Genomic DNA, 17,508 nt, shown 5'->3' on the forward strand with positions numbered 1-17,508 from the left:
TGTCCTCAGACGTTCTCGGGTACGGCGACCTCGACCGGCGGCAGGTCGGCCGGGGCAGCGAGGGTTCCGGTGACGGCGGTGGCGGCGGCGACCAGCGGGGAGACCAGGTGGGTGCGCCCGCCCTTGCCCTGCCGGCCTTCGAAGTTGCGGTTCGACGTCGACGCACTGCGCTCGCCCGGGGCCAGCTGGTCCGGATTCATGCCCAGGCACATCGAGCAGCCCGCGCCGCGCCACTCGGCGCCGGCGTCCTTGAAGATCGTGTCCAGGCCCTCGGCCTCGGCCTGCAGGCGAACCCGCCCCGACCCCGGTACGACGAGCATCCGGGTGCCCTCGGCAACCTTCCGCCCGGCCAGTACGCCGGCCGCCGCGCGCAGGTCCTCGATCCGGCCGTTGGTGCACGAGCCCAGGAAGACGGTGTCGACCTGGATCTCACGCAGCGGCGTACCGGCGGTCAGGCCCATGTACTCCAGCGCCCGCTCAGCCGCGACCCGGTCGTTCTCGCTGTCGAAGTCCGACGGCGACGGCACGTTGGCCGACAGCGGCAGCCCCTGGCCCGGGTTGGTGCCCCAGGTGACGAACGGCGCGATGTCCTCGGCGCGCAGCACGACCTCACGGTCGAACGTCGCATCCTCGTCGGTGGCCAGGCTGTTCCAGTACTCGACCGCGGCTTCCCAGTCGACGCCCTGCGGCGCGTGCGGCTTGTCCTGCAAGTACGCGTACGTCGTCTCGTCCGGCGCGATCATGCCGGCCTTGGCGCCCCACTCGATCGACATGTTGCAGATCGTCATCCGGGCTTCCATGCTCAGCGCGCGGATCGCCTCGCCGCGGTACTCGACGATGTAGCCCTGGCCGCCGCCGGTGCCGACCTGCGCGATCAGCGCGAGCACCAGGTCCTTGGCCGAGACGCCGTCCGGCAGTACGCCGTCGACGGTGACTGCCATCGTCTTCGGCCGGGCCTGCATCAGCGTCTGGGTGGCGAGCACGTGCTCGACCTCGCTGGTGCCGATCCCGAACGCGATCGCACCGAACGCGCCGTGCGTCGAGGTGTGGCTGTCACCGCAGACCACGGTCATCCCGGGCTGGGTCAGGCCGAGCTGCGGGCCGATCACGTGCACGACCCCCTGGTCGGGGTCGCCGAGGGTGTGGATCCGGATCCCGAACTCCTCGGCGTTCTTGCGCAGCGTGTCGACCTGCGTGCGCGAGACCGGGTCGGCGATCGGCTTGTCCACGTCGTACGTCGGGACGTTGTGGTCCTCGGTCGCGATCGTCAGGTCCGGCCGCCGGACCGGGCGGTTGGCCAGCCGGAGTCCGTCGAAGGCCTGCGGGCTGGTCACCTCGTGGACCAGGTGGAGGTCGATGTAGAGGAGGTCGGGTTCCCCGTCGGCGTGACGCACGACATGTGCGTCCCAGACCTTTTCCGACAACGTCCTGCCCATCAGACTTCTCCTTCGGGTGGTGTACTGAGGTGCGCTTTGGCTCACAGTGCGCCGAGATGAGGCGCTCACGCGACTTGCGTTCCACGATTCGAGACGGCAATATCGTCTCATGGACAACTCTAGCGGAGTCGGCGTTCTCGACAAAGCAGCTCTCGTTCTGTCCGCACTCGAGTCCGGGCCGGCGACCCTGGCCGGACTCGTGGCGGCGACGGGGCTGGCCCGCCCGACGGCGCACCGGCTGGCCGTCGCGCTCGAGCACCACCGGCTGGTCGGGCGCGACATGCAGGGCCGCTTCGTGCTCGGGCCGCGCCTGAGCGAGCTCGCCTCCGCCGCCGGCGAGGACCGCCTGCTGGCGACCGCCGGCCCGGTGCTGGCCCGCCTCCGCGACATCACCGGTGAGTCCGCGCAGCTGTTCCGCCGCCAGGGCGAGTACCGGGTGTGCGTCGCGGCCGCCGAGCGTCCGTCCGGTCTGCGCGACACCGTCCCGGTCGGCAGCCAGCTGACCATGGCCGCCGGGTCGGCCGCCCAAATACTGCTGGCCTGGGAAGACCCGGAGCGGATGCACCGCGGCCTCCACAACGCGACCTTCAACGCCGCGGCCCTGGCCGGCGTACGGCGTCGTGGCTGGGCGCACTCGGTCGGCGAGCGCGAGCAGGGCGTCGCGTCGGTGTCCGCGCCGGTCCGCTCCCCCTCCGGCAAGGTGATCGCGGCCGTGTCGGTCTCCGGCCCGATCGAGCGGCTGTCCCGCCAGCCCGGCCGGATGCACGCCCCGGCCGTGATGGCGGCCGCCGAACGCCTCTCCGAAGCACTGCGCCGCGCTTCCGAGTAACCGCCGTACCGACAGAAGGCCTGACCGCACACCCCAGCGGTCAGGCCTTCTGCTTTTCTTGCGACTGGACCACAACCCTTGTCGATCCCCCGCCCGCGGGATCACGATGAAGACGGGTTGCGGCCCGTCCCGGGCCGGCCCTGGGAGGTCGGTATGGAGCGTGACTGGCTCTCGGTCGGATGGAAGATGCTGGTGGCGCGCGGCGCGGTCGGCATCGTGTTCGGGATCCTGGCCATCGTGTGGCCGCTCTCGACGGCGATCGCCCTGGCCCTGCTGTGGGGCTTCTGGGCGCTGATGGACGGCATCGGCTCGCTGGCCCAGGCCTTCCAGCCGCAGGCCCAGGGTCGGGTCTGGCTGATCGTGATGGGCGTGATCGCGCTGGTCGCGGCGTTCTTCGCGATCTTCAGCCCGGCGACGACCGCGGTGACGCTGACCTGGATCCTCGGGATCTGGTTGATCGTCCGCGGTCTGTTCGAGGTGTTCGGGGCCTTCGGCAGCAACCTGGCGACACCGCGCTGGCTGTTGCTGCTGAGTGCGGCGCTGTCGATCCTGATCGGCATCCTGTTCGCGGCCAACCCGGGCGCGGGTGCGGTGACGATCGCGACCTGGCTCGGTGTCGTCGCGCTGCTGTGGGGCGGGGTCTTCGTGCTCGGCGGTCTCGCCGTACGCCGGGAGCTGGCCGGCTCGACGAGCCCGACGACTCCACCCAACCTCGCGACCCCCTGAGAAACCGGGCGCGAGAAAACAGGCCTCGAGAAACCAGCGGGTCCGAGAAGCCGGCGGGCCCGAGAAACCAGAAGCGCCTCTCACCCTGAGGTGAGAGGCGCTCTTTCTCTGGTAGCCCCGACGGGATTCGAACCCGCGCTACCGCCTTGAGAGGGCGGCGTGCTAGGCCGCTACACAACGGGGCCAGAGGGTTGTTGCGTGATCCTTGCGGATCTGGCAACGAGGAAGGACTCTACCGATTTTCATCGGCCGGGTCCAATCGCTCGCTGGGGTACTAGGACTCGAACCTAGACTAACTGAACCAGAATCAGACGGGCTGCCAATTACCCCATACCCCAAAGGCATTTCACCGGTTTTCTGAGTTCGTTTCCGCCCTCATCACCCGGCTCAGAGAGCATACCGAAGTCCGGGCCCAGACACCAAAACGAGTCCCCGCTGAACCAGATGTCACTCGTGTCACACCAGTCTCTTGCCCGGTCCGCCGATCACCGGCGCGTGCACCAGCGGCAGGTCGCAGGTGGTCGCCAGGTCCTGCCTCCGCGCCAGCAGCACGGCCACGACACCGAACAGCACGAACTTCGAGATGTCCACCGCCACCAGCCCCCAGCCCGCGTCCGAGGCGTTCAGGCTGGCGTTCACGCTGTTGGTCAGCGCGGCGTAGATGAACGTCACCACGTTGTTGGCCGCGTGCGCCGCGATCGACGCCTCCAGCCCACCGGTCCGTACGGCGAGGAAGCCCGCGACCAGCCCGAAGGCGAAACGGTCCAGGAACAGCGCCGGGCTCTCCCACGGCCACACACCGTGCGCCATCGTGAACAGCACGGTCGTCACCACCACGGCGACCACCGAGCTCCGCACGAACGCACCGACGGCCTGCAGCAGGTACCCGCGGAAGAAGTACTCCTCCCCCGCGGCCTGCAGCGACGACGTGAGCAGTACGACGGCGATCACGCCGGCCGCATCGGCGGCCGCGCCCTTGCCGTCGCCACTGAGCAGCTCGACCCCGCCGACCTTGATCACACCGAGCATCACCAGCTCGACCACCACGGCGGCCAGCCCGAACCACAGCATCGGCCGCCACCGGATCCGGCCGACCACCGACGACAGCAGCCCCGGCGTCTGCTTGTTCAGCCGGGTCGCGACGAGCATCGTCAGCGGGATCAGCACGATCAGCGTGAGGTTCGTGGTCAGCAGCCCGAACCAGGAGATCGTCCCTTCGGGATCCTTGCGGATCGCGAAGCCGACCACCTGGATCAGCAGGCTGAGGAACATCCACCCGGCCAGGACCGCGAACGCGCCGAGCACCACGGTCCAGCCGGCCGTGACCGGGTTGCGCAGCAGCCGGTGGTACGGCTGCGGCCCCGCGTCCCGGGGGTCCGCGGTGGACCCGGGACGCGGCGTCGCGTCGTACGGCATCAGCTCACTCCGCCGGGAGCAGGGTGCGGGCGTGCTCGAGCCGGTGCAGCGCCTTGTCGCGGCCGAGCAGCTCCAGCGACTCGAACAGCGGCGGCGAGATCCGGCGGCCGGAGATCGCCACCCGGACCGGGCCGAACGCGTTCTTCGGCTTCAGCCCGAGACCCTCGATCAGCGAGGCGCGCAGCGCGGCCTCGATCGCCTCGGTGCTCCAGTCGGACAGGTTCGACAGCGCCTTCACCGAGGCCTCCAGCACGGCTCCGGCGTCACCGGTCAGCACCTTGCCGGCAGCGTCGGCGTCGACCTTGAACGCCTCGTCGGCGACGAACAGGAAGCCGAGCATGTCGACCGACTCCGACAGCGAGTTCATCCGCTCCTGCACCAGCGGTACGGCGGCGGTCAGCAGCTGCTGCTGCTCCTCGGTCGGCTCGGCCGGCAGCACCCCGGCCTTGGCCAGGAACGGCACCACCCGGCGGCCGAACTCGGCCGGCTCCAGCAGCCGCATGTGCGAGGCGTTGATCGCCTCGCACTTCTTCGGGTCGAAGCGGGCCGCGTTCGAGTTCACCTTGCGGATGTCGAAGGCCTCGATCATCTCGGCCATCGTGAACACGTCGCGGTCCTCGGCGATCGACCAGCCGAGCAGGGCCAGGTAGTTCAGCAGACCCTCGGGCAGGAAGCCGCGCTCCATGTACTCGCCGAGGCCGGCGCCCGGGTCGCGCTTGGACAGCTTCTTGTTGCCCTCGCCCATCACGAACGGCAGGTGCCCGAACCGCGGCGTCCGGCCGGAGCCGATGCCGATCTCGGCCAGCGCCTCGTACAGGGCGATCTGCCGCGGCGTCGAGGAGAGGAGATCCTCACCACGCAGCACGTGGGTGATCTGCATCAGCGCGTCGTCGACCGGATTGACCAGCGGATAGAGCGGATGACCGTTGGCCCGGACGAGCACGTAGTCGCCCAAGTTCTCCGGCAGGAAGGTGATCTCTCCGCGCACCAGGTCGGTGAACGTGATCGGGCGGTCCGGCATCCGCAGCCGGACGACGGGCCGGCGGCCTTCGTCCACGTACGCCTTCACCTGCTCCTCGGTGAGCGTGCGGCAGTGCCCGTCGTACCCACTGTGCTGACCGGCCGAGCGAGCCGCCTCACGACGCTGGTCCAGCTCCTCCTGGGAGCAGTAGCAGTGGTACGCCTTGCCGGCCTGCAGCAGCTTGCCCACGACGTCGGCGTAGATGTCCATCCGCTCGGACTGCAGGTACGGCCCGTACTCCCCACCGACCTGCGGGCCCTCGTCCCAGGTCAGGCCGAGCCACGTCAGCGATTCGTACGTGTAGCGGTAGCCCTCTTCGGTGTTGCGGGCGACGTCGGTGTCTTCCAGGCGAAGCACCATCTTGCCGCCGTAGTGCCGCGCGAACGCCCAGTTGAACAGCGCGCTGCGGATGTTGCCCACCGTGAGCAACCCGGTCGGCGACGGTGGGAACCGCACCCGCACCTGGGCCGGTTCCAGATCGCCGAGGACGTCGTCGGTCGGAGCAGCCTGGTCAGTCACGCACGATCACCTTGTTCGTCAGAGTTCCGATTCCTTCGACGCTGACCGCGACCTCGTCGCCGGGCAGCATCGGGCCGACACCCGCGGGGGTGCCGGTGAGCACCACGTCGCCGGGCAGCAGCGTGGTGAAGGAGGTGATGTAGGCCAGCACCTCCGGGATGTCGAAGATGAACTGCGAGGTCCGGCCGTCCTGCTTCGGCTCGCCGTTCAGCTCCGTGCCGACCCGTACGTCGGAGACGTCCAGGTCGGTCTGGATCCAGGGGCCGAGCGGGCAGAACGTGTCGTAGCCCTTGGCCCGGGCCCACTGACCGTCGGTCTTCTGCAGGTCGCGCGCGGTCACGTCGTTGGCGATCGTGTAGCCGAAGATGACCTCCTCGGCGCGCTCGCGGGGCAGGTCGCGGCAGATCCGGCCGATCACGATCGCCAGCTCGCCCTCGAAGTGCAGGTTGTTGGTCTGCTCGGGGTAGACGATGCCGTCGCGCGGGCCGATCACCGAGGTGTTCGGCTTCAGGAAGATCATCGGCTCGGCCGGGACGTCGTTGCCCAGCTCGGCGGCGTGGTCGGCGTAGTTGCGCCCGACGCAGACCACCTTGCTGCGCGGGATCACCGGGGCCAGCAGCCGGACGTCGGCCAGCTGCAGCACCTCACCGGTCAGCTGGACCGGGCGGTACAGCGGGTCCGAGTCGAGCACGGCGACGGTACCGACGAGCCCTTCGGGGTCGTCGGTCTCGACGAGCCCGTACTTCGGTTCGTCGTCGACGGAGAATCTGGCGATACGCACGGCCGGCCTTCGGTCGGGGGGATTGAACGGCCCGAGCCTACCGCCGCCTGCGCGCAGTCTCCGATCCGGCAACCCGCTCGCTCTCTTTCCCTTCGTTCTCTTTTTCCTGTCCCCAGCCTGTGGTGAGACAGTTGTCGGGTGACCTCCGAAGCCACCACCGCGTTCACGATCCGCCTGGCCGAGCCCGCCGAGTACGCCGCCGTCGGCGACCTCACCGTCGAGGCCTACGCGAACGACGGCTTCATCCCGCCGAACTCCGACTACGTCGACGTGCTGCGCGGGGCCGCGGACCGCGCCGAACGCGCCGAGCTGTGGGTGGCCGCCGCCGGTGACGACCTGCTCGGCACCGTCACGTACTGCTTGCCCGGCTCGTTCTACGGCGAGATCGGCCAGCCGCACGAGGGCGAGTTCCGGATGCTCGGCGTCTCCGCGAAGGCCCGCGGCCTGGGCGTCGGTACGGCGCTCACCAAGCACTGCATCGACCGCTCCCGCGAGCTCGGCTTCACCCACGTCGTCCTGTGCAGCGCCGAGTACATGAAGCAGGCGCACCGCCTCTACGAACGCCTCGGCTTCACCCGCGTCCCCGAACGGGACTGGATCCCCCGGGAAGGCGTCAACCTGTACGCGTTCTCACTCGCGCTGTGACCGTTCTTCTCTCCCCCACCGAGTGGGAACCACTCGCCGCCGCCCACGCCGAGCGCGTCGACCAACTCGTCGCCGGTCACCTCGCGCGCCGGCAGCGTCGTGAGGCGCACCCGGTCGAGGACTTCCTCTTCACCTACTACCCCACCCGCCCGAACCAGCTCCGCGTCTGGCACCCCGGCCCCGGCGTCACGCTGCTCGGCGGTTCGGCGTACGAGGGTCGCAAGGGCTACCTGTACGCCGACGGCGCCGCGCGCCTGGACCCGGCCGAGATCGAGCGCCGGGCCGACAGCATCACCTGGATCCGCCGCCTGCTCGCCGCGACGCTGGACCGCCAGCCGCAGTTCGGCTGCTTCGGGCTGCACGAGTGGGCGATGGTCTACCGGCTGCAGCCCGGCGAGGTCCGGCACGAGAAGTGGCCGCTGCGACTAGGGGCCGAGGGCACCGACCAGGTCGTCGAGTCGCACAAGATCGGCTGCTCGCACTTCGACGCCTTCCGCTTCTTCACCGAACCGGCCCGCCCGCTCAACGCGCTCCAACCGACCCGCGAGCTCCAGCCCGCGCTCGAGCAGGGCGGCTGCCTGCACGCGAACATGGACCTCTACAAGTGGGCCACCAAGCTCGCGCCGTTCACCCCGAGCACGCTCCTGCTGTCCTGCTTCGAGCTCGCCAAGGACATCCGCACCCTCGACATGCGAGCGTCGCCGTACGACCTGGCGCCGCTCGGCTACACCCCGGTCCCGATCGAAACACCCGCGGGCAAGGCCGAGTACGCCGCCGCCCAACGCGCGTTCGCCACCCGCGCCCGCCCGTTGCGCGAACAGCTTGTCGCCCTGTGCGACGAGCTGCTGCCGACCTGACGCCCGGCCGCTCTCCTCTCAGACCTTCGTAGCCTTCAGCGCGAACAGCAGAGGAATGCGTGGCTGATCGTCCGGCAGTCGCCACCAGCCTTCGGGCGTCTGGACCATCGACGACCAGCGCGGCCACTGCAGGACCTCGGACTCGCGCAGGCTGTCGATCCGGAACCCGGCAGCGGACAGCGTCGTCACCAGCTCGCCCAGTCCGTGCATCCACTCGTAGCTCGTGTTCCGCCCCGGCACCTCGTCGCCGGTGTAGGTGACCGTCGAGTCGTGCGCGATCGCACCCCGGCCTTCCAGATAGTCGTTCCGCAGCACCAACTCGTCGGACTCTCCCGGCAACCCCACCGGCCGGAGCGCGTTGAGCAGCGGATGAAACTCCACGACGTACACGAACCCACCCGGCTTCAGCAGCCCGCTGACCACGTCGGCCCACTTCGCCAGGTCGGGCAGGTAGCAGAGGGCGCCCTTGCCGGTGTAGACGACATCGAACCGGCGACCGCCGAAGGCCTCCTCCGCGTCGTACACGTTGGACTGCACGTACTCGATGCCGACGCCGGCCTCGCGCGCGAGCCGCCGGGCCGCGTCGAGCGACCGCCCGGACAGGTCGAGCCCGAACGTCTTCGCGCCCCGGCGGGCGAACGCGATCGTCTCGGTCCCCAGGTGACACTGCAGGTGCACGACGTCGCGGCCGTTGAGCTCGCCCAGGTCGGCCCACTCATAGTCGGCGAACCAGAAGTCGGCCGGGCGCTCGTAGAACGCGCTCGCCGCGTGCAGTGGTGCTCGCGCGTCCCAGTCGGCCTCGTTGGCCGCCACCTGCGCCAGCTCGTCCGCGTTCAGCCCCACGGGCTTCTCCTTCTGTCGCCTGACCCGGTCGTCGTTCTCCCAGTCTCTCCAGGCCCAGGTCCAGACGTCCCCACTGAGGCTCACCTTCGCCGTCCTGACGTCACGAGCTGCCCCCTCGGCACCTTGTCCGCGCAGCGGCCGCGCCCCCGGACCGTCCCGAGAGCGTTCCCCCAGCCCTGCTCACCCAGCGTGACTCTACTCCTGTCGGACACGCTGAGTAGTCACGAACCGGTCTCACTCCGCACCATCTCCCCGAACACTTTGCAATAGCAGTCGACGACCATCAGCGCCAGCACCGACACGCTGTGCTGATTGACTTCGTGACCTCTCCTCGACCACAATTCGAACACATGTTCGAAGCAAGGACAAACCGCGGGGACTTCGGGGAGCGTGAGGATCTGTGATGCCGGAACCGTTCGACTGGGACATCCTGGAACGACCGTCGGCGATGGCGATGGTGCGCGGCCAGCTCGGTTTCAGCTGGATGGTGCTGGCCGCGCGACTGGCGGCACTGACCGACGACGAGTACTTCTGGCGACCGAGCGCGGAGGCCCTCACCGTCGTCCGCCGCCGGTACGCCGGCCGCTACCGCGCGCTCGGCTCCGGCGAGTGGGTCGCCCAGTGGCCGAACGAGCCGAACCACCGCGGCCCGCGCACGATCGCCTGGCTGATCGCGCACCTGACCGAGACCTTCTTCGAGCGCTGGGAGTGGACCTTCGGCGAGAAGCTCCAGGGCCGCACCGACATCACCCTGCACGGCAACGCCCGGGACGCGGTCGCCTGGCTGACCCACTGGGTGAACGCCTGGCAGGAGTCGATCGCCGGTCTGGAGGAGGACCAGGTGATGACGGTCGGCCTCAGCCAGGCCTCCGAGCTGGATGCCTCAGAGCCCTTCGGTCACGTCGTACTGCGGCTCAACCGCGAGCTGATTCACCACGGCTCGGAGATCATGACGCTTCAGGACCTGCATGCACTGGCCGCCTGAAACCACTAGATGTGCGCCACCCGGCGCGTCGAAGCACAACATGTCGGGGTCTACCGCTAGTGTTCTGCGTGCTGGTGGTTCTGCCCGGGCGACGCGACGTTGCGCGGCCGGGCGGAGGCAACAGGGGAATCCGGTGCGAGTCCGGAGCTGCCCCGCAACGGTGAGCGGACAGGTCGTCCGCGAGTCCGAGTACCTGCCACCGGTACGCGTACCGCCGGTACGCGTCGGTCCGAGACCTCGTGGGTGGGTCGGTGGGCGTGCAGGCAGTCGTACTCGCCGTACTGCCGCTCGTCACGCGCTCTCCCGCAGGTCGTGGTCCTTCGGAACTCGCGTGGAGAGAGCGCCTGTGACCATCGTTTCGTCTTCGTCGCCGACCGCGGCGGGCCTCGCGCCCGGTGCTGCGGCGTCCCAGCTGACCGTCGTCCGCCGCGACGGCACCAGCACCACCTTCGACCCGACCAAGATCGCGGTCGCGATGAGCAAGGCCTTCCTGGCCGTCGAGGGCGCCGAGGCCGGCGCCAGCCACCGCGTCCGCGACCTCGTCACCGACCTGACCGACCGCGTCGTCACCGCGCTCACCACGCGCGGCGACGTCCGCCGCAGCGTCCAGGTCGAGGACATCCAGGACCAGGTCGAGCTCGCCCTGATGCGCGCCGGCGAGCACCAGGTCGCCCGCGCCTACGTGCTGTACCGCGAGGAGCGCACCAAAGCGCGCACGCCTGCCGACGCGGCCGGTGCCGCCGAGACCCCGGTCATCACTGTCCGTGGCATCGACGGTGACACTGCGCCACTGGACGTCGCCCGCCTCCGGCTGGTGATCGCCGAGGCGGCCGCCGGGCTGGACGCGGTCGACCCCGAGCAGATCCTGAACGAGACGCTCGGCTCCTGCTACGACGGCATCGCCCAGCACGAGGTCGAGCTGGCCCTGGTGATGGCCGCCCGGTCGTACGTCGAGACCGAGCCGCAGTACAGCCAGGCCGCGGCCCGGCTGCTGCTCGACCAGATCCGCCGCGAGACGCTCGGCCGCGTGCACGGCGAGCCCCGGCAGGCCAGCCAGGCCGACATGAGCACGGCGTACGCCGAGTACTTCCCGCGCTACATCGCGACCGGGATCGACGCCGGGCTGCTCGACCCCGAGCTGGCCACGTTCGACCTGGAGCGGCTGGCCGCGGCGATCCGGCCCGAGCGCGACCTGGACTTCGCGTTCCTCGGCCTGCAGACCCTCTACGACCGGTACCTGCTGCACATCGACAAGGTCCGCTTCGAGCTGCCGCAGGCGTTCTACCTGCGGGTCGCGATGGGTATGGCACTCAAGGAGGACGACCGGGAGGCCCGGGCGCTGCAGTTCTACGAGCTGCTCAGCTCGTTCCGCTTCATGTCCTCGACGCCGACCCTGTTCAACTCCGGCACCACCCGGCCGCAGCTGTCGTCCTGCTTCCTGACCACGGTCGACGACGACCTGTCCGGCATCTTCGCCGGCATCCGCAACAACGCGCTGCTCGCGAAGTACTCCGGCGGCCTGGGCAACGACTGGACCCCGGTCCGCGGCATCGGCGCCAAGATCCGCGGCACCAACGGCGAGTCCCAGGGCGTCGTCCCGTTCCTGAAGATCGCCAACGACACGGCGGTCGCGGTCAACCAGGGCGGTAAGCGCAAGGGTGCGGTCTGCGCGTACCTCGAGACCTGGCACATGGACATCGAGGAGTTCCTCGACCTGCGCAAGAACACCGGTGACGAGCGCCGCCGTACCCACGACATGAACACCGCGAACTGGGTACCCGACCTGTTCCTGCAGCGGGTCGAGGCCGGCGGCGACTGGACGCTGTTCTCGCCCGACGAGGTGCCGGACCTGCACGACCTGTACGGCGCGGCCTTCGCCACGGCGTACGAGGCCTACGAGGCCGCCGCCGATCGCGGCGAGATCCGGGTCTTCCGCCGGGTCAAGGCCGTCGACCTGTGGCGCCGGATGCTGACCGTGCTGTTCGAGACCGGGCACCCGTGGATCACCTTCAAGGACGCCTGCAACCTGCGCTCCCCGCAGCAGCACGACGGCGTCGTGCACTCGTCGAACCTGTGCACCGAGATCACCCTGAACACGACCGTCGACGAGACCGCCGTCTGCAACCTCGGCTCGGTCAACCTGGTCGCCCACCTGACCGACACCGGTCTGGACGCCGAACTGCTCCGCGACACGGTGAAGACCGCGGTCCGGATGCTCGACAACGTGATCGACGTCAACTTCTACACGACGCCGGAGTCCGAGCGCGCGAACCAGCGGCACCGCCCGGTCGGACTCGGCCTGATGGGCTTCGCCGACGCGCTGTTCGCGCTCCGCATCCCGTACTCCTCGGACGCCGCGGTCGAGTTCGCCGACGTCTCGATGGAGGCGATCAGCTACCACGCGATCGAGGCGTCGACAGATCTGGCCGCCGAGCGCGGGACGTACCAGACGTACGCCGGTTCGCTGTGGAGCCAGGGTGTGCTGCCGATCGACTCGCTCGAGCTGCTGCGCTCGGCCCGGCAGGGCGACCTGCAGGTCGACACCGGGCGGACGCTCGACTGGGAGGCGCTGCGCGCGAAGGTGCTGAAGGACGGCATGCGCAACTCCAACGTGCTGGCGATCGCGCCGACCGCGACGATCTCCAACATCTGTGGGGTCAGCCAGTCGATCGAGCCGACGTACAGCAACCTGTTCGTGAAGTCGAACATGTCCGGTGAGTTCACCGTCGCCAACCCGTACCTGGTCGCCGACCTGAAGGCGCGCGGGCTGTGGGACCAGGTGATGGTCTCCGACCTCAAGTACCACGACGGCGTACTGGCGCAGATCGAGCGGATCCCCGCGGACCTGCGCGAGCTGTACGCGACCGCGTTCGAGATCGACCCGCTGTGGCTGGTGAAGGCGGCGTCGCGCCGGCAGAAGTGGATCGACCAGGCGCAGTCGCTGAACCTGTACATGTCCGCGCCGTCCGGCAAGGCGCTCGACGAGCTGTACCGGGGTGCGTGGCGGTACGGGCTGAAGACGACGTACTACCTGCGCTCGCAGTCGGCGACGCATGTGGAGAAGTCGACACTGCAAGGCACAGATGGTCGTTTGAATGCAGTACCGGTCACGCCTGCTCCGAGTCCCGCACCTGAAGTTCCCATGGACGACACGCTGCTCGACGCACCTGCCATCTGCAAGATCGACGACCCCGACTGCGAGGCCTGCCAGTGACCACGACTTCCACCGGACTCGGTGAGATCTCCGTCGGAGCGTCCCGTGTCGAGGTCGCCGACAAGGCGATGATCAACGCGCGCGCCGACGTCAACCAGCTGCTCCCGCTCAAGTACCAGTGGGCCTGGGACAAGTACCTTGCCGCCTGCAACAACCACTGGATGCCGACCGAGGTCTCCATGCAGGCCGACATCGCGCTGTGGCAGCGTAAAACGGGGGCCAAGGACGGCCTGACCGAGGACGAGCGCCTGATGCTGAAGCGCAACCTCGGGTTCTTCGCCACCGCGGAGTCCCTGGTCGCGAACAACATCGTGCTCGCGGTCTACCGCCAGCTGACCAACCCCGAGTGCCGCCAGTACCTGCTCCGGCAGGCGTTCGAGGAGGCCGTGCACACGCACACCTTCCAGTACATCTGCACCTCGCTCGGTCTCGACGAGGGCGAGCTGTTCAACATGTACCGCGAGGTCCCGTCGATCTCCGACAAGGACGCCTGGGCGCTGAAGTACACCCGGCACCTGGAGGACGGCAATTTCCGCACCGGTACGCCGGAGGCCGACACCGACTTCCTGCGCGACCTGATCGCCTTCTACGTGGTCTTCGAGGGCATGTGGTTCTACACCGGTTTCGCGCAGATCCTGTCGCTGGGCCGCCGCAACAAGATGGTCGGCATCGCCGAGCAGTACCAGTACATCCTGCGCGACGAGTCGATCCACCTGAACTTCGGCATCGACTGCATCAACCAGATCAAGCAGGAGAACCCGCACCTGTGGACACCGGAGTTCCAGGCCGAGGTCCGCCAGATGCTCACCGAAGCCTGCAACCTGGAGGTCGCCTACGGCCGCTCCACCATGCCCAACGGCATGCTCGGCCTGACCGCCGACCTGTGCGAGCAGTACATGCACTTCATCACCGACCGCCGCGCCGAACAGATCGGCCTCACCCCCATCTTCGGTGAAACCCGCAACCCGTTCGGCTGGATGTCCGAGGTGATGGACCTGAAGAAGGAGAAGAACTTCTTCGAAACCCGAGTCATCGAGTACCAGTCAGCCTCAGGCCTCACTTGGGACTAGCCCACGGCAGCGTGGAGTAGGCGGATACCAGCTCCCGCAAACCTTCGTGGACCTGAGCGGCGCCGGCGGACAACAGTTCGCCGGCGCCGCTCCCACCGGTCCTCAACGCCACCGCCGGTACGCCGATCCGCGCGGCCGCCTCGCAGTCCCAGACGGAGTCGCCGATCATCACCGCCGGCCCGTCCGATCCTTCGAGCGCGACCTCGAGCAGCTCTGGATCGGGCTTCGTCCCGGACGCATCCTCCCCGGTGATCCACCGATCACCGCCGAGCCCCTCGAAGTCCAGCAGCTCGACGACGTAGTGCTCGATGTGCTCGCGAGCGCCGGAGCTCGCCAGCACCACGCGCCACCCCCGGTCCTTCGCCGCGACCAGCGCCTCCCGCGCGCCGTCGAAGAGCCGCACCTCCGGCAGCATCGGGTCGAACTCCTGCTTCCAAGCGTCCCGGACCTCGTCACCGTGGCGCTTCTCGACGTCGTCGCCGGCGACAGCGGCGACCAGCCGATCACCGCCCATCCCGATCGCCCGATGGGTCCGCCACACCGGCACCGTCACCCCGAACCGCCGAAAGGCCCGGAACCACGCCACCGAGTGGTGGTAGTTGGTGTCGACCAGCGTGCCGTCGATGTCGAACAGAATCGTCTCGGTCATCCGCCCCCGGTACCCACGGGTTCCGGTCTCAGGCGTCGGGCAACGGCAGCGGCCTGCTACGCGTCGAGGTTCTCGAGCAGGTCGAGGACTTCGGCGGTGGTGCCCGACTCGCCCAGGCGGGGGAAGATCGTGCTCAGGGTGAAGGTGTGGCCCTGCTCCGACAGGTCGGACATGGCGTCGGTGGCCAGGGTGACGTGGTAGCCGTGGGCGTGGGCTTCTCGGGCGGTGGTGTCGACGCCGATGCTGGTGGCGATGCCGGTGAGGACGATCTGGGTGATGCCTCGGCGGCGGAGGTGGAGGTCGAGATCCGTGCCGTAGAAGGCGCCCCAGTTGCGTTTGGTGACGAGGATGTCGTCGGGGTGGCCGGACAGGGCGGGGACGATGTGGTCGCCGTTCTCGACTGGGGTGGCGGCGCGGCGGGGAGATTCGGTGCGGCCGGGGGTCCACTCGCCGGGGGCGGCGCTGACTCGGACGAGGACGACGGGGAGCTTGTGAGCGCGGAAGGCTTCGGCGAGTTCCGCCGTCCGGGCGATCACGTCGGCGGCGGAGTGCGGTGCGACGGGGAGGGCGGCGACCGCGTTCTGGAGGTCGATGACGACCAGGGCGGTGTTCGGGTCGAGGGTGGTGAGAGCCACGGGTGGGAGACCTTTCACTTGATTCGGGACAGGGAGCGGTCGAGCACGGTGAGGACGAGCAGCAGGACGCCGACGCCGAGCAGGAACCAGGACAGTTCGTGCAGTCCGGTGGTGGTCGCGCCGTCGGAGAAGAACGACGCGTTCGCGGCGGCCGCGGTGAGGGCGCCGAGGTAGGTGCAGGTGCGGAGCAGGCCCGCGGACGAGCCCATCCGGGCCGGGTCGGCCTGGTGGTACAGGGCGTTCTGGTTGGCGAGGCCGTTGAGTCCTTGGGGGAAACCGGCGAGCACGCCGAGGACGACGAGCAGCCAGAGCGGGCTGCCGCTGCCGGCCAGGTGGAGCGCGGCGACGGCGATCAGGAGAGTGATGCTTCCGGCGACGAGCTTGCCGCGGACGGCGGAGCGCCGGCCGGTGATCGCGGTGATCGCGACCGCGGCGAGCGACATCGGGAGCAGGACGAGACCGGCTGTCGGTGCGCTCAGCGAGCGGCCTTCTTCGAGCCACTGGGTGAAGCCGTAGAGGAACGAGTAGGAGACCACGAAGCTGCAGATCTGACGCCCGTACGTCGCCAGCAGCGGCCCGTTGCCGCCGAGCACCCGCAGGTCGATGAAGGGGTCGGGCGCCCGGAGCTCGCGCCAGGTGAAGCCGATGCCCACGGCAACAGCTACACCGATCAGCCAGAGGGCGGACAGGCTGGGGCGCATCAGAAAACCCATGAAGCTGACCAGCATCGCGGCGAACAGCACGATCCCTGCCAGATCAAGCTTTCCACCAGGAGAGCGACCAGTTGTTCGCGGCAACCAGATCGTGCCCAGGACCACGCAAGCCAGCGACAGCGGCACATTCACCGTGAAGATCAAGTGCCACCCACCCAGCCCGATCAGCAACCCACCAAGCGTCGGACCGATCACCGCGATCACCTGGTTGGCGATCGACAGCGCGCTCAGCACACCCGTCGGGCTGTCCATCCCCGTGCGGTCGGCCTCGCTGCGGATGAGCGACATCGACGCCGGGTACGCCGCTGACGTGCCGAAGCCGAGCAGCACGCGCGAGACGATCAGCACCCCGAGCGTCGGCGCGAACGCGCCGAGCAGCCCGGCGATGCCGACGAGCGCCGTACCGATCAGGTAGAGCGGGCGCGGTCCGTACCGGTCGACCAGGCGGCCCATCACCGGCTGGCCGACGGCGGTCGCGAGGTAGAGCCCGGTCACCAGCCATGCGGTGTCCGCCGGCCCGACCCCGAACGCTGCGCCGATCGGCACCAGCGCGACCGCGAGCATCGACGAGTTGATCGGATTGAGGATCGACCCGAGCAGCATCGGCGGCACCAACGTCCGCCGAAACTTCTCAGGAGCTTCAACCACAGAAGCGGTCAAGCCTGCGTCACCTCGTCCAGCAGACCCAGAGCAGCAATCAGAGCAACCCGCTGCTCCTCAGTGCACCGCTCCTCCAGCGCCGCGGCCAGCCACTCCTGCCGCACTCGCCGCCCACCCTGCAACCGCTCGACCCCAGCAGCAGTCAGCGACAGCACCTGTCGCCGCTTGTCCGCCTCGTCAGGCGCCCGCGTCACCATCCCCAGCTCCAGCAGCACCCCAACCGTCGCCGCCATCGACTGCGGCCTGACCCGCTCGGCAGCAGCCAGCGCGCTCGCTGTCGCGGGCCCGTCCTTGTCCAAACGCACCAGCACCGACGACTGTGACGGCGTCAGGTCCTCGGCGTCCGCGAGCTCCCGCAACCGACGGTGCAACCGCCCGAAAACGACCCGCACCTCGCTCGCCGCCCGCACCGAACTCTCGGAGATCTCCACACCGCCCAACCTAAACCATCAGTCCAAACTGATCAGTTCAGCCTGCACAACCAGAATGCATACAGAAGTCTGTAACCC

Annotated in this window: 16 protein-coding genes, 2 tRNA genes and 1 riboswitch; of the genes, 7 read left to right on the forward strand and 11 right to left on the reverse strand. The window is 69.0% G+C overall.

Annotation, left to right across the window (positions count from 1 at the left end):
- Nucleotides 1-5: 5 nt before the first annotated feature.
- Nucleotides 6-1,436, reverse strand: coding sequence for a 3-isopropylmalate dehydratase large subunit (gene leuC / locus AB0M01_RS33065; protein ID WP_363676409.1), 1,431 nt, complete (start codon nucleotides 1,434-1,436; stop codon nucleotides 6-8).
- A gap of 109 nt (nucleotides 1,437-1,545) precedes the next feature.
- Between leuC and AB0M01_RS33070 the strand changes: the two genes are divergently transcribed.
- Together AB0M01_RS33070 and AB0M01_RS33075 are read left to right on the forward strand one after the other, a co-directional pair.
- The gene (locus tag AB0M01_RS33070) at nucleotides 1,546-2,265 is read left to right on the forward strand and encodes an IclR family transcriptional regulator (protein ID WP_012922430.1); all 720 of its coding nucleotides are present in this window, start codon (nucleotides 1,546-1,548) and stop codon (nucleotides 2,263-2,265) included.
- A gap of 153 nt (nucleotides 2,266-2,418) precedes the next feature.
- Nucleotides 2,419-2,991: a DUF308 domain-containing protein gene (locus tag AB0M01_RS33075; protein WP_363676410.1), complete on the forward strand. Its 573-nt coding sequence runs from the start codon at nucleotides 2,419-2,421 to the stop codon at nucleotides 2,989-2,991.
- Nucleotides 2,992-3,100: 109 nt separating this feature from the next.
- Here the strand turns inward: AB0M01_RS33075 and AB0M01_RS33080 are convergent.
- The 5 genes from AB0M01_RS33080 to AB0M01_RS33100 all read right to left on the reverse strand — a co-directional run bounded on the left by AB0M01_RS33080 (nucleotide 3,101) and on the right by AB0M01_RS33100 (nucleotide 6,728).
- A tRNA-Glu gene (locus AB0M01_RS33080) sits at nucleotides 3,101-3,176 on the reverse strand.
- Nucleotides 3,177-3,257: 81 nt separating this feature from the next.
- Nucleotides 3,258-3,329: transfer RNA gene (locus AB0M01_RS33085), tRNA-Gln, on the reverse strand.
- A gap of 118 nt (nucleotides 3,330-3,447) precedes the next feature.
- Complete coding sequence (locus tag AB0M01_RS33090; RefSeq protein ID WP_363676411.1) at nucleotides 3,448-4,407, reverse strand: type II CAAX endopeptidase family protein; 960 nt, start codon at nucleotides 4,405-4,407, stop codon at nucleotides 3,448-3,450.
- 4 nt (nucleotides 4,408-4,411) lie between these two features.
- Nucleotides 4,412-5,947, reverse strand: coding sequence for a glutamate--tRNA ligase (gltX, locus tag AB0M01_RS33095; RefSeq protein WP_363676412.1), 1,536 nt, complete (start codon nucleotides 5,945-5,947; stop codon nucleotides 4,412-4,414).
- A complete protein-coding gene (locus tag AB0M01_RS33100; RefSeq protein ID WP_363676413.1) occupies nucleotides 5,940-6,728 on the reverse strand; it encodes a fumarylacetoacetate hydrolase family protein in 789 nt (262 codons plus the stop codon). The genes gltX and AB0M01_RS33100 overlap by 8 nt, the downstream gene beginning before the upstream one ends.
- A 138-nt stretch (nucleotides 6,729-6,866) precedes the next feature.
- On the opposite strand from AB0M01_RS33100, the gene AB0M01_RS33105 reads away from it, so the two are divergent.
- Both AB0M01_RS33105 and AB0M01_RS33110 read left to right on the forward strand, forming a co-directional pair.
- On the forward strand, nucleotides 6,867-7,373 hold the full coding sequence (locus AB0M01_RS33105) for a GNAT family N-acetyltransferase (protein WP_363676414.1): 507 nt from the start codon (nucleotides 6,867-6,869) through the stop codon (nucleotides 7,371-7,373).
- A complete protein-coding gene (locus AB0M01_RS33110; RefSeq protein ID WP_363676415.1) occupies nucleotides 7,370-8,230 on the forward strand; it encodes a 3-methyladenine DNA glycosylase in 861 nt (286 codons plus the stop codon). Before AB0M01_RS33105 ends, AB0M01_RS33110 begins: the two co-directional genes overlap by 4 nt.
- Nucleotides 8,231-8,248: 18 nt before the next feature.
- On the opposite strand, the gene AB0M01_RS33115 is transcribed toward AB0M01_RS33110, so the two are convergent.
- A complete protein-coding gene (locus tag AB0M01_RS33115) occupies nucleotides 8,249-9,157 on the reverse strand; it encodes a class I SAM-dependent methyltransferase (RefSeq protein ID WP_363676416.1) in 909 nt (302 codons plus the stop codon).
- A 319-nt stretch (nucleotides 9,158-9,476) separates the two neighbouring features.
- Between AB0M01_RS33115 and AB0M01_RS33120 the strand changes: the two genes are divergently transcribed.
- The 3 genes from AB0M01_RS33120 (at nucleotide 9,477) to AB0M01_RS33130 (ending at nucleotide 14,342) form a co-directional block, all read left to right on the forward strand.
- A complete protein-coding gene (locus tag AB0M01_RS33120; RefSeq protein WP_363676417.1) occupies nucleotides 9,477-10,058 on the forward strand; it encodes a DinB family protein in 582 nt (193 codons plus the stop codon).
- 58 nt (nucleotides 10,059-10,116) lie between these two features.
- A riboswitch (cobalamin riboswitch) is annotated at nucleotides 10,117-10,274 on the forward strand.
- Between the two features lie 130 nt (nucleotides 10,275-10,404).
- Nucleotides 10,405-13,272, forward strand: coding sequence for a ribonucleoside-diphosphate reductase subunit alpha (locus AB0M01_RS33125; protein ID WP_363676418.1), 2,868 nt, complete (start codon nucleotides 10,405-10,407; stop codon nucleotides 13,270-13,272).
- Nucleotides 13,233-14,342: a ribonucleotide-diphosphate reductase subunit beta gene (locus tag AB0M01_RS33130; RefSeq protein WP_363676487.1), complete on the forward strand. Its 1,110-nt coding sequence runs from the start codon at nucleotides 13,233-13,235 to the stop codon at nucleotides 14,340-14,342. The genes AB0M01_RS33125 and AB0M01_RS33130 overlap by 40 nt, the downstream gene beginning before the upstream one ends.
- Here AB0M01_RS33130 and AB0M01_RS33135 read toward each other — a convergent pair.
- Genes AB0M01_RS33135 through AB0M01_RS33150 form a run of 4 tightly spaced genes read right to left on the reverse strand, consistent with a single transcriptional unit; the run spans nucleotide 14,329 to nucleotide 17,430 of the window.
- Nucleotides 14,329-14,991 carry an HAD family hydrolase gene (locus AB0M01_RS33135; RefSeq protein WP_363676419.1) on the reverse strand — a complete coding sequence of 221 codons (663 nt, stop codon included), beginning with the start codon at nucleotides 14,989-14,991 and terminating at the stop codon, nucleotides 14,329-14,331. The two genes, AB0M01_RS33130 and AB0M01_RS33135, sit on opposite strands and share 14 nt — an antisense overlap.
- Before the next feature lie 56 nt (nucleotides 14,992-15,047).
- Nucleotides 15,048-15,626 (reverse strand): isochorismatase family protein, encoded by a 579-nt coding sequence (locus AB0M01_RS33140; protein ID WP_363676420.1) that lies wholly within the window; start codon nucleotides 15,624-15,626, stop codon nucleotides 15,048-15,050.
- Nucleotides 15,627-15,640: 14 nt separating this feature from the next.
- A complete protein-coding gene (locus AB0M01_RS33145) occupies nucleotides 15,641-16,999 on the reverse strand; it encodes an MFS transporter (protein ID WP_363676421.1) in 1,359 nt (452 codons plus the stop codon).
- A complete protein-coding gene (locus AB0M01_RS33150) occupies nucleotides 16,996-17,430 on the reverse strand; it encodes a MarR family transcriptional regulator (RefSeq protein WP_363676422.1) in 435 nt (144 codons plus the stop codon). The genes AB0M01_RS33145 and AB0M01_RS33150 overlap by 4 nt, the downstream gene beginning before the upstream one ends.
- Nucleotides 17,431-17,508: the final 78 nt, after the last annotated feature.

Origin of the sequence: Kribbella sp. NPDC051770 (assembly GCF_040681455.1) — a bacterium.
GTDB lineage: Bacteria > Actinomycetota > Actinomycetes > Propionibacteriales > Kribbellaceae > Kribbella.

Coding starts and splice junctions, on each gene's coding strand:
- leuC (WP_363676409.1), bottom strand. CDS start 1,436: ATGGGCAGGACGTTGTCGGAAAAGGTCTGGGACGCACATGTCGTGCGT.
- AB0M01_RS33070 (WP_012922430.1), top strand. CDS start 1,546: ATGGACAACTCTAGCGGAGTCGGCGTTCTCGACAAAGCAGCTCTCGTT.
- AB0M01_RS33075 (WP_363676410.1), top strand. CDS start 2,419: ATGGAGCGTGACTGGCTCTCGGTCGGATGGAAGATGCTGGTGGCGCGC.
- AB0M01_RS33090 (WP_363676411.1), bottom strand. CDS start 4,407: ATGCCGTACGACGCGACGCCGCGTCCCGGGTCCACCGCGGACCCCCGG.
- AB0M01_RS33120 (WP_363676417.1), top strand. CDS start 9,477: ATGCCGGAACCGTTCGACTGGGACATCCTGGAACGACCGTCGGCGATG.
- AB0M01_RS33135 (WP_363676419.1), bottom strand. CDS start 14,991: ATGACCGAGACGATTCTGTTCGACATCGACGGCACGCTGGTCGACACC.